This window comes from Calothrix sp. CCY 0018 (genome assembly GCF_963920925.1).
In the GTDB taxonomy this organism is placed as follows: Bacteria; Cyanobacteriota; Cyanobacteriia; order Cyanobacteriales; family Nostocaceae; genus Rivularia.
The window spans coordinates 54647-71605 of the sequence record NZ_CAWUDI010000043.1 but is presented as its reverse complement, the minus strand read 5'-3'; the positions used below and the strand labels follow the sequence as shown (position 1 = coordinate 71605).

At 38.6% G+C, this 16959-nt stretch carries 2 protein-coding genes and 2 pseudogenes (1 of these 4 running past the window's edge); 3 read left to right on the top strand and 1 reads right to left on the bottom strand.

Going from position 1 to position 16959, the window contains the following annotated elements; genetic code table 11:
* Both ACM03V_RS26200 and ACM03V_RS26195 read left to right on the top strand, forming a co-directional pair.
* A pseudogene (locus ACM03V_RS26200) lies at window positions 1–274 on the top strand (IS5/IS1182 family transposase); the annotation flags it as partial.
* Between the two features lie 346 nt (window positions 275–620).
* Window positions 621–944: pseudogene (locus tag ACM03V_RS26195) on the top strand (helix-turn-helix domain-containing protein); the annotation flags it as partial.
* A 228-nt stretch (window positions 945–1172) separates the two neighbouring features.
* Here the strand turns inward: ACM03V_RS26195 and ACM03V_RS26190 are convergent.
* On the bottom strand, window positions 1173–5003 hold the full coding sequence (locus tag ACM03V_RS26190) for a DUF4114 domain-containing protein (protein ID WP_414623733.1): 3831 nt from the start codon (window positions 5001–5003) through the stop codon (window positions 1173–1175).
* Here ACM03V_RS26190 and ACM03V_RS26185 point away from each other — a divergent pair.
* Window positions 4934–16959: the 5' portion of a hypothetical protein gene (locus ACM03V_RS26185; protein ID WP_414623732.1), read on the top strand. Its footprint extends 17611 nt past the window's final position; only the first 12026 of its 29637 coding nucleotides appear in the window; it begins with the start codon at window positions 4934–4936; its stop codon lies beyond the right edge, outside the window. The genes ACM03V_RS26190 and ACM03V_RS26185 overlap by 70 nt on opposite strands.

The window sequence follows — 16959 nt, the reverse complement described above, 5'->3', positions numbered from 1 at the left end:
TCATCTTAGAGAAAAGTTAGAGAGGGTTTATCCGCAGATAATGACAAAAATCAAGTTTGAACTTTCACCGAAACCGTCGAAACAAGATAAAAAAATCCACGGTAAATCTGGCTTTATCCCGGTCACAGCCAGGTGGGTGATTGAGCGGTCAAATTCTTGGATGGAAAGATGTAAAATCCTCGTCAAGAACTTTGAGAGAAATCTAACTAATGCTACTGCTAAAATTAACCTTTGCTTTATTCGGTTGATGGTTAAAAGGCTTGCAGCCTTTTAGTAGATGTCAAATGGGTTCTATAAAGAGAATTTTAACTTTGTAATAGGTTCTGATCAACTTGAGAGAGCGATTAAAAAATGGCGAGGTATAGAATGTTTGTTACAGGAAATTATTCTTGTTGATGAAAGAGATCCACCATTAGGGGGATTGTTAATAATGTTTCAAACGTTCAGCTTCACTGCAATATTTTGCAGTTTCCAATGGTAGTATGCTCCCCAGTTGAAGCTAAGAACTTAGACAAAATTAGTTGAAATTGTTGATATAGCAATCCTGAGTCATTCATGAGAAAATACTGAAAAAGTGATTAGTATTTATTTAAATCAGTGTATAGGGTGTATCGATGTGGATTCAGTCACTGGAAGATTTTATCAAGAATAGCCGAGATCAACTGGAAATTACGCGAGCGATAGCAGTAAAAATGGTGCTATGTGGATACAAACATCAAGAAATAATGCCGATTTTAAGAGTTTCTTCGGGATTCATTAGTAAATGGAACAAAGCATTTTTTCAGGATGGAGTAGAAGGTTTAAAGCTGGCATATAAAGGGAGTAAAGGATTTTTAGATACACAGCAACGTGCCGAAATAATTGGGTGGTTACGCTCTAAAGATAGATGGACTTTTAACGAATTAGAATATCAAATTGCGTCAAAGTATGGTATCACGTTTGAACCTATCAAAATTAATCCAATCAACTCAGGACTTACGCACTCGCCACGATTTTCCAAGCGATGGGATTGCTTCCTTGCGTCGCAATGACTATAGTTACGTTACCCGTGTGTAAGTCCTACAACTAATACCAATAAAAATTTTCATAAAAAGCCGGACTATTCAAATAACTTGAAAGTCCGGCTCTGGTTAATATTTGATGGCTTTGTATGGGGAAAGCGTAAGTGCTATTTAAGCTAAAATCTCAACTTGTTGAATTGAAAGAATCATGTCGTTGTAATCTCTGTCTCCTCCACCGATCGTGTCTTCAAAGCCAAATGTATTGTTACCGAGGCTGCGAACGTGGTCTACTCGGTCGCTATTGATACCCACATAGGATGTTAGAACGCGGCTAAAGTCGTTATTGATGCTTTCTATGGTGCCGTCGGATACCAGCAATGATGCGTAATATTCTCCTCCTGCAAGGTTGATGTCAACTTCTGTAGTTTGAAGGTTTGAAGCTTTAAATTCAGCTTCTTTGACAAGACGTTCGGTGGTTGCAAGTTCGAGATAACGCTGTCTTTTCTCTTCGGTTAAATCGGCTGTGGGGTCAATTAACATACCCGTAACTGTATCTAAGATTGAACCGTTTGCATCATCAACTTGATAAAAGTAAGCGGAGTTGTTATTTGCTGCTTCTCTTTGAACGGAAAATTTCATTGACACTTGTTTTCCGTCGAAAGCACCGGAAGACTGCAAATCAATTAATCCGTCGGTGGTTTGAGTAATAGTTTGACTTTGCTCAACTGCTAATAATTTAACTTGGGATTTGACTTCTTCAGTACTCAAAACTTTGGCGCTAATATCAAATAATCCTGCTAAGGATAGATTAGCGTTTTGTCCACTTTCGTCACTGCTTGCTGTCATAATTGCAGCACCATCGTTAAGACTGGGAAGGGAGAATTTGACTGCTTGAAAATCTAAACCCTTAAATAACAGTTCGTCTTTTGTTCCGGATTCAATCACGAAAAATACAGCTTGTTCCCCTTCCTCAAAGTTGAGGGTACGGGTTTGTGTTCCGATATCGGGATTTCTATCCTGTTTTCTCAAGCTGTTAAATAGCGTTTCTCCGTGTCGAATAATCGCTTGTTTCGCTTCCTCGATGCTTGTAACTGCTTTACCGTTAACTTTAGCAATTTGTCCGTCTTCGTCGAAAGTTACTCTAGCTATTCCGACTTCGGAAGCTTCAACTCCAGCGAAGCTATTAAGGGAAAATTGGACGTGACTGCTGTTTCCACGGAAGTTTAAACCATCATTGCTGGAACGAACTTCGATTTTAGTGGTTCCAAAATCCAAATTAGCAGCGACTAAAGAATTACCAATTTCACCGTTTGCTAAATCATCTTCGTCACCCCATTCTCCATCTTGAAGATACACTACAGCCCAATCTGCTTTTCCATCAAGGTTTCGGTCTTGCAATACCGCACCTGTTAACATATCATATTCTGATTGACCGCGTTGAGGATTTGACGAGCGGCGAAAATCATAGAGAGTACCATCTGCTTTACGTCTGAGAATCGTATTTACAGCGACATCATCGGGTAATTTGATTTCAACTCTTACAGGTTTTTCCTTGATACCTGCTTTGATTTGCTCTTGTAAATCCGCTTCTGTAATATTGGGATTTGTGGCAATTTCAAAGTTGATAATATCGGAAGCTGCGGTGATGTTTTGCAAAGAAGATTTTTTCTGAACTGTGGAATCAAAAGCAGCAATTGCATTTCCAACAACATTATTAAAAGATTGAGTTTTGACCTCTTTTATAATTAATGCTTGATCTAGGGAATCTCCAGCGAGTCGTTTTTGGTCATCTTCATCAATACTGATAACAATTGGTTTCGTTTGTGCAACATCTCCAAATAAAGCCACAACTCCTGCATCTTCAGCAGCTTTTTCAGCTAACTTAATTAAATCGTTATTATTTGGATTTTTGTTAATAATTTCTTGTTTGATTTTTTCTTCAGTTGAGTCAATAATTCCATCTAAATCTGTGTCGGGTAGAACGCTAATTTCAATGATGTCTCGATCGGTTTGAGCTTCGCCACCAAAATTACCATTATCGTTAGTGGTAATACTTAAAGAATCCTGTCCGCTAAAATCTTCATTACCTTGATAATTTAGACCTTCAAGGGCATTGTTAATATCTGTAATTTTCCCTGTAAAAGTCATTGTGGTGTCAGCTTCACCATCTCCAGCTTGGAAACTTAATCCGGTTAAATCTCCCAAGCTTAAAACACCTTGACTTACACTCAGGTTAACTTCTAGCTCTCCTGTACCTTCCTCAGCATCGATATCGCTGACGCTAATTGCATTACCTTGCTGCTGGTTGAAAATTAACTGTTTATTTTCGTCAACTTCTTGTGCTAGTGGTATTTTATTTACAGGAGCATCGTTAACGGGAGTAACAACAATATCAATAATATCGGTGTCTAATAAAGCATCACCATCACCAATATTACCTTTATCGCTGGTAGTTACAGTTAAAGTATCTTTTCCATGATAATTTTCATTGGAGCGATATTTTAAACCAGTCAATGCTTGGTTAATATCAGCTATTTTACCCGTAACTTTAATTGTAGTACTGCTGTTACTGCTTCCATCAGCAAATGTTAATCCTGTGGTTTCTTCTAAAGTTAATATACCTTGAGTTACCATCAAGTTAACTTCTATTTCACCGTTACCGTCGATAATATCAATATCATTAATACTGATATTATTACCATTCTCAGCGTTGAAAATTAAATCGCTATCTTCTTGAATAGTTTGCAGCTTTGGTATCGTATTTACAGGTTCGTCATTGACAGCAGCAACGTTGATTTTAACGGTATCTAGTTGGAATAATTCTCCACCACTACCACCGTTACTTTGATCGTTGACGCTGATAGTTAATGTATCTTCACCGTTGAAATCTTGAGTTCCTTGGTAAGTTAAACCATCAAGAGCTTTGTTGATATTCTCAACACTACCGCTGAAAATTACAGTTCCGTTTCCATTTTCATTTCCAGTCTCGAAAGTTAAACCAGTGGTGTCACTTAAAGTAACTTGTCCTTGAGTAACAGCAAGAGTTACCTGAATCGCTGTGACAGCTTGATTTTCATTACCATCTACATCCACATCAGAAATTGCGATCGCGTTTTGATTTTGGGTGCTAAAAGTTAAACTGGTGTCTTCATCAACGGTTTGTTCGCTGGGGACATCTGTAGTAACAGGAGGGTCATTGACGGGGTTAACGGTAAGTGCAATAGTATCAGTAGCTACTTGATTTCCACCGGAACCGTTATTTCCTAAATCATTGGTAGTAATAGTTAAAGTATCGCTACCGTTGTAATTCTCACTTCCTCGATAAACCAAACCTTCTAAAGCTTGATTGATATCTGCAATTTTACCTTTAAGCTGAATTTGAGGTTTACCGTTGACATTATCGTCAGCAAAAGTCAATCCTGCTGTTTGTTGTAGAGTTAGTATTCCTTGAGTAACAGCAAGAGTAACTTCTAATTCTCCCGTACCTTCATTAACATCAACATCACCTATAGTAATTGCATTTTGATTATTACTACTAAAAATTAAATCTGTGTCTTCATCAATGCTTTGAGTATCTACTATTGTGTTAATCGGAGCGTCATTTACAGCATTAATTTTGATATTTACAGAATCTTGTTTTGTTAAGGCTCCACCTTCACCCGTATTACCCAAATCATTAGTAGTAATGGTTAAAGTATCTTCACCATTATCATCTTGATTACCTCGGTAAATTAAACCTTGTAAAGCACTATTAACGTCAGCAACTGTACCTTTAAATATCATAGTTGCATCGGTTGTACCATCACCTTGAGAGAAAGTTAAACCCGTTGTTTGTTTGAGCGTCAATAAACCTTTAGTAACACCAATATTAACTTCTAACTCACCCGAACCATCATTAATATCAATATCGCTGACACTAATTGTATTTTGGTTTGCATCACCAAACACCAAATCGGTATCTTCGTCAATGGATTGACTCCAACAATGACCCCGATGCGACAACCAATATAATTGATACTGGTCGTCAGGTCAGCTTCCGCGATATTACTGTTACCTACGACGAACAGCAATTAGAAACTACAAAATTCTTGGCAGGTATTACCAACGCTTACGCCTTTACTGGCAATGGTTTTGGTACAGCATCGGAAACCGGAATCAAAATTTCTAATACCAACCTTGGTTTAGCACTTTACAAGACCATTGACCATAACCTGAGTGCAGCAGAGCAAACTAAAATGGCTTATGCTCTCACAGGAGAAGGTTCTGCGGCTTTAGTAGGAATTGATGGTCTAGATTTACAAGGCAACTTATCAGTTCAACTTAATCGTACTGGGAATACTGTAAACGAAACAATAACCACTCCCGGTGGAGCAATAAATCTCAAATTTGACCAAGCTACCGAGCTAACGCAAATCAGTGGTAATGCAAGTCTTTATATTGCTGGATTAGCATCACTAGAAGGAGATTTCACATTTAAACAAGAAAACGATCAATTAGATATCACTGGTAGCAATATATCCGCATTTGCAGGTTACGGTGCGGATACAGATACAACAACCGATGATATTGGATTAAGTATAACCAACGCTAATTTTGACCTGAGCGTAAATGCTGATAATTCCTACAGCTACAACTTGACCGATGTAGAACAAGCAGCGATTGTAGGTATTGATGCTCTCCAAGTATCTGCTTCCACAATCAGTGCAAGTGGAGACAGCACTGGTAACAAGTTCAACTTAAACTTAGGAAATGCCACTTTAGGATTAGCAGACGGACTTAGCTTAAGTGGTTCTGAATTAAAATTTGTCTTTGAGAAGACTGCAACTGGTAAAAATATTACCTTCTCCGGTCAAGATATCTCAGCATTTGTTGGCTATGGTTCTGATACTTTAGACACAAGTGATGATGTTGGTTTAGCAATTAGCAATGCTGATTTGAATTTGGAATTAAAGCCAGATAAGACTTATAATTACAACTTAACTAATGCTAATGCTGCACTGGTTGGTGTAGATGGATTAGTTCTTGATGCAAAAGGAGTCAGCGCATCGGGTGATAACACCAGCACCAATGTCAATATTAATTCCTTTGAATTCGCTGCTGGTAACAATGCAAGAATTTCTGGTAATGCAATCACCTTCACCAAAGATGCTAGTCAAATTAGCTTTTCTGGTAATGATATCTCAGCATTCGTCGGAAACGGAGTTAGCACAACCGATATAAGTGATGATGACCAAGGGTTGAAATTAACTGGTGCAGGATTAAGCGTCAACCTCAAATCCGATAAGACTTATAATTACAACCTAACTAATGCTAATGCTGCACTGGTTGGTATTGATGGTTTAGTTCTTGATGCAAAAGGAGTCAGCGCATCGGGTGATAACACCAGCACCAATGTCAATATTAATTCCTTTGAATTCGCTGCGGGTAACAATGCAAGAATCTCTGGTAATGCAATCACCTTCACCAAAGATGCTAGCCAAATTAGCTTTTCTGGTAGTAATATCTCAGCATTCGTCGGAAACGGAGTCAGTACAACCGATACAAGTGATGATGACCAAGGGTTGAAATTAACTGGTGCAGGATTAAGTGTTATTCTCAAATCCGATAAGACTTATAATTACAATCTGCAAAATGCTAATGCTTCCTTAGTTGGTGTAGATGGTTTAGTTCTTGATGCGAATGGAGTCAGCGCATCGGGTGATAACACCAGCACCAATGTCAATATTAATTCCTTTGAATTCGCTGCGGGTAACAATGCAAGAATCTCTGGTAATGCAATCACCTTCACCAAAGATGCTAGCCAAATTAGCTTTTCTGGTAGTAATATCTCAGCATTCGTCGGAAACGGAGTCAGTACAACCGATACAAGTGATGATGACCAAGGGTTGAAATTAACTGGTGCAGGATTAAGTGTTATTCTCAACAGTGATAAGACTTATAATTACAACCTGCAAAATGCTAATGCTTCCTTAGTTGGTGTAGATGGATTAACGCTGAGTGCTAATGGAGTCAGCGCATCAGGTGATATTACCAATACTAATGTTGCGATTAGTCAGTTCAATTTTGCTGCTGGTGATCACGCTGCAATTAGCGGTGATAACTTAACCTTCACCAAAGATGCTAGCCAAATTAGCTTCAGTGGTAGTAATATCTCAACATTCGTAGGAAACGGAGTTAGTACAACCGATACAAGTGATGACCAAGGTTTATCTCTTTCAGGTGCGGGATTAAGCGTTATTCTCAACAGCGATAAGACTTATGATTACAACCTAACTAATGCTAATGCTTCCTTAGTTGGTGTTGCCGGATTAACGCTAAATGCAAACGGAGTTTCTGCATCGGGAGATATTAACAATACCAATGTTGGTATTAGTGAATTTGATTTAACTGTTGGTAATAATGCGAAAATTTCTGGTGAAGATTTAACCTTTATTAAGAATACGAGTGGAATCAGCTTTAGCGGTAAGAATTTATTTGCATTTGCTGGTTATGGTGCAGATGACGGTAATATTAACAATGATGTTGGACTGGCAATTAGCGGTGCAACCCTTGATTTAAAAGTAGGTTCAGATGATACATATACCTACAGTCTTGACGATGCATCAGCGAGTGTTCGCGGTATTGAAGGGTTGATTGTAGATGCTCAACAAATCAGCGTTTCGGGTAACAAAGATAAAACTACAGTCACTTCTGGTGCTTTTGAATTAGGGTTAGGTAATGTTGCTTATCTCGGTGGGGATTCGTTCTTTTTCAGCGTAGAGCAAACAGCAAATGGAAAAGAAGTTATCTTCTCCACAAAAAATAGCAACCTTTTTGTTGGTGAAGGTGCGTTTACTGAAGATTCTACAGATGATATCGGTTTATCGCTCGCTGGTGTTGACCTTGACCTTACTTTCAATTCGGATAACACTTACAACTATAGTTTTACTAGTGGAAATGCTGGCTTAGTTGGCATAAATGGTGTAACTCTACAAACTGGCTCTATCAGCGCTACTGGTGATAACTCGACTGCTACTTTACAACTGAATAATGCAGAAGTTGGACTCAAAGATATTGTTAACTTTAGCGCTACTTCTTTAGAATTTGTAGTTAAAGAAGTTGATTCCCGTCGAAATGTTAGTTTTTCTGGTACGGGAATCTCCGCATTTTTTGGCTATGGTTCTGATACTTCAGACATAAGTGATGATGTTGGTTTGGCAATCGCAGATGCAGAAATAGAATTATTCTTAAATGATGACCAAAGCTACAATTACAGCATCAAAAACGCCAAAGTTGAAGCTAGAGGAATTAATGGATTAACATTATCTGCTGCAAGAATTGATGCAACTGGTGATAGTAAAACAAATAAATTTAATTTGCAATTAACCGACGCAATCTTAGGAATTGATAACGTAATTCAATTAAATGGTTCTCAGTTAAACTTTGCAATAGAAGGAACGGGTCAGGGTAAAACTGTTTCCTTTAGCGGTAAAAATTTAGGAGCATTCGCTGGTTACGGTTCCCAAACTTCAGATATCAACGATGATATAGGACTTGTAATTGAAAATGCCGACTTTGACTTGTTGCTCAGTAAAGATAAAACTTTCAACTACTATTTAAATAATGCTCAAGTTCAAACTCGCGGGATTAACGGATTAGAACTATCTGTCGATTCTGTAAGTGCATTCGGTGACAATGATAATTTGAATTTGAACTTAGTTAATGCAGAGTTAGTTTTAGGAAATTCAATTAAACTCAGCGGTGAATCAGTTGACTTTGTAATTGAATCAGAAGGTATAGAGAAAAATATTACTTTCCAAGGTAAAAACATAGGAGCTTTTGCTGGCTATGGTTTAGCAACACCAGAAAGAAGCGATGATATAGGTTTAGAAATAACTAATGCTGACCTGGATATTGAATTAAAAGCAGATAAAACCTATAGTTACAAACTAGAAAATGCTAAAGCAAAATCCTATGGAATTACAGGATTAAATCTTGATATTGATCAACTCAACGCGACAGGTAACGCAAACAAATTAGCGTTGACAACAGCAGAATTTGAAATTGGTTTAGCCAACATTGTTGGAGTTAATGGTGATGCTCTTTCCTTAGATATTGAAGACGGTAAACCAATTGTAATTAGTGCAGCAAATGCTTCTGCTTTGGTTGGTTACGGAGCGAATACCTCAGATGTTGCTGATGATATTGGATTATCTGTTAGTAATGCTGATATTAACGTCACCGTAGAAAACAATAGCAATTACAATTACACAATTAACAATGCTTCTGCTGGTTTTGTAGGAATTGACGGATTAACTTTAGCTGCAAATCAAGTTAACGTCACCGGAAATAAAAGCAGTGCAAATGTAAAGACTGGCGACTTTGAAATTGGTTTAAAAGACGTTGGCTACATCAAAGGAAATGGTTTAGCTTACACACCAGCAGAAAATGCAACAGAACCATTAAAAATTGCTGCAAAAGATATTCAAGCATTCGTTGGAGTTGGTGGTGGAACTGATCAAGAATCTGGTATTAAATTAAGTGAAGGTAATTTAGGATTAGTTATTTACCAAGACGGTCAAAATAGTAACGAAAATTATGCTTTAATTGCTGATGGAAAAGCTGGACTAGTCGGAGTTGATGATTTAACTTTAGAAGGAGAATTAGCAGTTAGAATTAACCGTACTGGTGCTTCTGTCAACGAAATAATTGACTTGGGTGACGGTAGTAATACTGAAGTTGTCTTTTCTGAAGAGCAAAAAGACCAGTTGCGAGTAGAAGGTTTGGTTGATGCAAACGTTGCAGGGAATATAGCCTTTGGTGGTAAGTTCTCGATGGAGTGGTTTAATGGTCAAACTCCTGGAGCAATTAATCAAATTTCTAATCTTGACGACAGCGACCAAAATCTAGATAAATATCAAATCAATATTGGAGAAAGTTTATATCAACAATTACTTTCCAAGTTAAAAGCAGAAAAAATACGTTTAGAAGCAGAAAATTCGACAATTAATTCAATTAATGCGACTGTAGATGGTTTTGCCTTTAATGAAGATAGAGTTGATATCCAACGCGACCGTTTAATTCTTGATAAACCCCACAACTTTGTCAACGGTCAAAAGGTTGTTTACTCCTCTATTGATAGTAATACAATTGGTGGATTAGTTGATGATAAAGAATATTTTGTCACTGTTATTGATGATAAAACTATTCAATTAACTAGTACATCCAATAGTGAAATAATTGATTTAACTAGTGCTAGTGACGGTATCCATCAATTACGAGAAGTGATTGAGTTTACTGCAACCAATTCAATTAAAGTTGATACTCAAAACGAACTAATTATCTTTAGTAATCCTCAGGAATTTACTAACATTAGTAGAGTCCGTTACGACGCTGGAAATAATCGAGCAATTGGTGGACTTAGAAATGGTCAAGATTACACAGTGCAAGTTGTTAATTCTACGACTGTTAAATTACGTCATCTTGACGGTAGTGCAGTTGTAGATTTAACCGCAGATAGTATTGGCCAACATAAATTACGCTCTGTAACTACTACTACTTCTAATGCAGCCAGCGCAACTGGTGGAATAAATATTGTTGATAATACAATTATTTTCCCCAGCAATCATAATTTACAAACTGGTGATGAAGTTCAATATTACAGACCACGTAGAGGTCAAGCGGTAGGTGGAACCCTTGACTCTCTGCTAACTAAACAAGATGTACATCCCTACAAAGTCGTTAAAATCAGCGATACAGAAATTAAATTAACTACTACTAGAAGCTCGGAAATCCTCGACTTAACTAGTGTTGGTAGTGGTTTGCACGTGATGACCTTAATTGAAGAGTCAAATGGCGATCGCGCTCATTTAACTTTCCAACGTCCTTCTAAAATTAATTTCTCCAGCAATACATCAATCAAGCTTGGTTACGACCATGGTTTAGTTACCGGACAGCAGGTAATGCTACAACTTGACCCCTCAGCGGCTTATCCTGCTTCTCCAATTGCTGGATTAGAAGCAAGAGCTTATGACACCAGACCACAAGTTTACGGACCAGCACAACAATATATTTACTACGTCAAAGTTGCTAATAATGGTAGTTTACAGTTTGCTTCTTCTAAAGAAGATTTAGCAAATTCCAACTTTATTGATATCGGAAAACCTGTCCTATCAAGAGGTAGGTCTGGTAGTGACTTCCGAATTATGCCAACTTGGAGTTTTGGTGCTGTTGAATTACCTGCTACTACCCAAGTTTTAGGTAATCCAGTTGTATTTACTCCCACCAACAATATTAAAGTTGATGTCGAATCCGATTCGATTATTTTCTCTGGTTCTGTTGATTTAAAAGCTGGGGAAGCAGTTGAATATCGCAGTAATAATACTCAAGCAATTGGTGGTTTAACTTCGGGTGAAACCTATTATATAGTTTCCAACAGAGGAAATACTCTACAGTTAGCAGCAACTTCTGGTGGAACTGTTATCGACTTAACCTCTCCTGGTGGAATTGGAAACCATAGCTTTGTCAGAGCAGGAATCGATTTTGCAGCTAATAACGATATTGCACAAAAGCGTCAACAGCAAGCGCTACAACTACAAGCAAGACTCAGTAAGGATTTAGGAATCCAAGTTAATTTAACTGCTGGAAATATTGCTTCTAATAATGACCCGAATGCAACTACCGATACAATTAGTACTGGTCGTCAAGTTAGCTTCCGAGATATTTCACTCAAATACGACGAACAACAATTAGAAACCAGCAAATTCCTAGCTGGAATAACTAACGCTTACGCATTTACCGGCACTGGTTACGGTACACCAGAAGAAACTGGAATCAAAATTGATAACACCAACCTTGGTTTAGCACTTTACAAAACCATTGACCATAAACTGAGTGCAGCAGAGCAAGCGAAAATGACCTACGCTCTCACAGGTAATGGTTCTGCTGCTTTAGTTGGAGTTGACGATGTAACTCTTAAAGGTAATTTAGCTGTAAATGTCAACCGTACCGGCGAAGTAGTTAACGAAACAATTACTACTCCCGGTGGAGAAATTCAACTGAACCTTGCAGCCCCAGATATTATTACTGTTGCTGGTGACGCTGACTTAAATATTAAAGGTATTGCAGCCGTATCTGGTAATTTTGGTATTGAGCAAACTGATTCTAAGTTAGTTATCGGTGCGACTGAGGTTAATGCTTTTGTTGGTTCTGGCTATCAAACTGATGATGAGTTAGGTGTTAAGTTGACTAACGGTCAATTGGGTATGGTACTCAATACGGTTAAGGACAATAACGCGGCACCGACTCAATATGCAGTAGAAATTGGTGGAACCGCAAGTTTGGCAGGAATTCCGAGTTTAACCTTAGAAGGTGCGATGAAAGCGCGGATTAATCGCATGGGTGAAGCTGTCAATGAAAGCGTTACTTTGGGCAATGGGGAAGTATTACCTATTAGCTTTACCAATCAAGAAGCTAATTTAACTACGGTATCCGGTTCTGCAAGTCTCAAAGCTGCTGGTATTTTAGATGCTTCGGGTAATTTTGCGATTGATATTGGGGAACCGGACAATGGTCGTAGAGCGATTGATATTACTGCTACTGATGTTTCTACCTTTGTCGGAATAGGCTTAGATACTCCTGAGAAAACTGATGATATTGGCGCAAGTTTGAGCAATGGTGAGTTTAAACTCAATTTAGATGCTAATAATAACTATAATTACGAAATCAAAGATGCTGATGTAGCTTTAACTGGTATTGATTTATTCGAGTTCTCGGGTAAAGTCAGTGCAACTGGGGATAAAGATAAGGTAAGTCTACAGCTTGATGACCTGACTTTATCAATTTCTGACTATGCAAGACTTCAAGGTAATTTTGGCTTTGATGTAAGTTCGGATTCGGGTACTCAAGTAATTAACTTAACTACTGCTGATGCATCCGCATTTATTGGAATTGGTGCTGGTACAGTTGAGGAAAGCGATGATGTAGGTGTAAAACTCAGTAGCGTCAATGGAGCAGTACAGTTACTCAAGGATGAGAACGGTAAGGGAAGTTTTGCTTATGGGTTGTCGGGTGATGTTGCGCTAGTTGGTATCGATGGTTTGACTTTAACGGGTAATGTTGCAGCGAGTGCAAATCAAACCAGCAAGGATGTGACAATTGGTGGTAAAACGATTGAGAAAGGTACTAATCAAATTAGCGGTACGGGAATAAACTTAAATATTGCTGATTTAACAAGTTTGAGCGGCGATATTATCTTTAATATTAGAGAATCCGACGGAGCTATATTAGCCGCAGGTAAGAATTTATCAGCAAACATAAGTCTGGACGATGGTTTAGCTGGTGGTTTGAGCAATGGAACCTTGGGATTGATAATGTTAGATGGTGGTCGCTACGCTCTCCAAGGAAGTGGAAAAGCAAATCTCAAATTAGGGGATGATTTAGAATTTACCGGGGATTTGGGTATAGAAGTTAATCGTACTCGTCAAGTCGTCAATGAAAATATTCAAATCGGGGATCAACAACAAATAATTAACTTTGTTAGCGCTAGCGATATTACCCGCTTCAATGCTTCTAATTTGGATATGATCCTAACTCAGAGCATTAAGGATGCTTTGATTGATGGAGCCGATAAGTTAATTGACCTCAAAGCTAGTTTAGTACCTGAATACAATGATGAAGGGAAGTTACTTTCCGAAAGTCTGCTTTCTAAATCATTACCGGGTACGGATGCAACTATCGACAATATTTTAGGTATCAGTACTTATCTCTCCCTTGGTGATTCCCTCAAAGGTTACGTTTCACCCATTGATAATGTAGATTCAAATACTCAACAAACTCTACAAGGGTTGATCTCGCATTTACGAACCGAATGGTTGCCAACTCTACCAATTGCTGAAGGTCTTGATTTTGTCATTGGAGAAACTGGCTTTTCGCTTTCCTATGCTTCCGACAATCAGTTCAAACGTAATATTGGCTTATCCCTCGACCAAGAAGCGTATTCGTTTGGGTTGGAATTAGAAGGTGATGTAAATCTTGAACTTGATGTTGATTTAGGAATTGATTTCGACCTCAGCTTTGACTGGAAAGACTTTACTTCCGATTTTGACCTGAATAAATTATCTTTCAACGCGAATGCAGCAGCAAATGATATAGTCCTGGGTGCATATTTTGGCCCGGTTGGTTTAACTATCGGTTCTGATGAACCTGGTAAGGAGAAAGGTCAGGCAAATCTCAACCTTGGTGGTAATATCTCCTATGTAAATGGGGAATTCAATGTTGATATTAGCAACAATAATATTGATGTTGTTCTCCCCGTTTACGCAACTCTAGCGGGTAACGATTTATCTGGGGAAGCTGGTAATGCTAAAGCATTCCTCAAGGGTGAGTTATTCGGTGGTGACGGTGTTAAATTCAGCCACGAAAACTTTGATAAGCTCGTCAACTTCAAGAACTTTGGAGTTGGTGATGTGCTGGTAATGTTCAAGGACTTGATAGGTTGGGCTGAAGAATACCGCGAATATGACATCATGCAAACGGAAATTCCGTTTGTAGACCTTTCCCTTGGTGGAGTGCTTGATTTTGCTAGTGCTATTAACGAAAATGTTCTAGACAAAATTGATTTCTATCGTCCGCGAGTTGATTTACTTTCGGGTACTAATGCTGCAATTTCTGAAGGTAAGTTAACTGTATCGGGTGCTAATTTTGCAGAAAAATTAACAGGTAACGTTGTAACTATTGATGGTGTTTCCTACCGGGTGACATCGGTTGAGAATGCTACAACTCTTGTACTAGATGGTGCAACTGATGTTAGTTTAACTGACAAGGATTTCGTAGTTCACGAGCGTCGTCAACTTCTACGTACTTATCAGGAGTTAATTGTTGCGATTAATAACTCCGGTATCCTACCGTTAAACGTACCTTTGACCTACGACCCAATTAAGAATGAGATTATAATTCCGTTTAATTTCAAGAAGGAATTAGCGTTACTCAAAGACCAAGCGCTTAATTTGGGAATTGATTTGGGTGATATCGCATCGCTTTCTACTGATGCCAAAACATCAATCAAAGCCGATGTTGATGGACGCATGGATTTGGTTATCAACTTTGGTACAGCTTCGGATAAAGGTGTCAAATTATTTGTTGATAACGTTGAACTCAACGGTAGAGCAAGTTTAGAAGTTCAAGATTTAGAAGTTAACGCGCAACTGGGCTTTGTTGGTTTGACAGCAGGGGGAGAAGGTACGGGTTCCGGAGTACGGATGGCTGCAACAGTTTCTACCGGATTAGACCGCGATTTGAATGCAGTTACTCCTGGCGATCGCCGGTTTAGCTTCAGCGATTTACTCGGCGGTGACTTGTTCGATTCTTTCTACTTCAATCTTGATGGTGATGCTCATGCGAAACTCAAGGGATTATCTGTTAACGGTGGTTTCGGCGATATTTCTATCTCGGATAATGCCGAATTGTCAGTTTACGTACCTAAGTTAAGCAAGGTCAACAGTCCAATTCAAACGGTTACTCAGTCAGTTACTGAACAATTCGACTTACAAAAAGCAATTAATGAGGGAAAGGTTAAAAATGAAGGTATCGTCGTGGTTATGCCCGATGTATCCGATTTACTCAGCCTCAAGAATCTCAGTTTTGAAACTGTGCTTGCTGGTGTCAGAGCAGGTATTGATTTCATGCAGGAATCTTTAGAAGATGAGGTATTTTATAATACTCCAATTCCAGTTATCAATACTTCCTTAAGCGAAACCTTTGATTTCCTTGATGATTTAACAGCGCAGTTGGAATCAGTAGCAGCAAATCCGGCTGGTATGCTTCAGGAAGTTGAAACTGCAATCGAATCGGCTTTGGGTATTGGAGATGATAAGTTCTCCTTGGGTCTGTCAAACGGTAATTTAGATATTGGCTTTAATTGGCAAGCGATTTTCTCAGATAAATTTGACTTCAACCTTGATTTAAACACCTTCAAGAAACTATCAGGTAATGTTGGTGCAGCAGCGTTGGATGCAATCGATTCTTTTGCAGACCTCGCAGGTGGTGGTAATTTAACTTTAGAAGCAATTGCCGAACTCAATTTTGATATTGGTATTAACCTTGATAGTCTCCTCAAAGGTGATGCGAAGATTTTCTTACGGGATTACGACAAAACAACTGGTAAAGGTACTCGCGCTCAAATCGGTGCCCGTGTTGAAGGAAGCAAACTCGATTTAAATTTCAAAGCTGGCCCAATTAATCTCGGAATCAATAACGGTACAATTGTACTTGATGGCGACGGTAAGCTTGATACTAAGGATTACGCTGGTTTATTAGTAGCAATTGACCAAAAAGCCGGTTCAACCCCTGATGATGGATTATTCTACATTGGTAAGGAATCCTTTAAGGATAACTTCCAAGTTAAAGTTAATGGTGGTTTTGATGTCAATTTACCGTTAAGGATGGAATTAGCTGGTTTTGATACCAGTATTGGTACCTTTGAAGTCAAGACAAATCCGGTTTATGGCGACCAAGGTTTAGTACAGTTATTCAAACACTTGGCGAATTCTGCGGATAAGGGGAAACAAGATCCGCTGATTATGAAGTACCCAGATATTCGCGGTAAATTTGAGGAACTTGGCGGAAAATTCTCGCTATTGGGATTAATTAACGACCCATCATTTATTCTTGATAGCGTTGATATTGCAGTCGGTACTTTGGAGGAGGTACTAGAGTCTAATTTGGCTCAGGATATCCCGTTAGTAGGGGATAAATTGGGTGATGCAGCTTCTTTCTTACGCGATATGCGTTTGGGTCTTTTGAGTGATTTGCGTAAGAAATTGAGCGGTAACGGTAAAGCAATCGAGTTTATTCGCGAAACTTTATACGACGTTCTCGGTCCCGATAAATTGAATATTCTGCTCGACACCAATAAAGACGGCAGTATATCTATTAATGATGTCATGGTTGGCTGGTATGACAAGCTAGGCAATTTGATGCA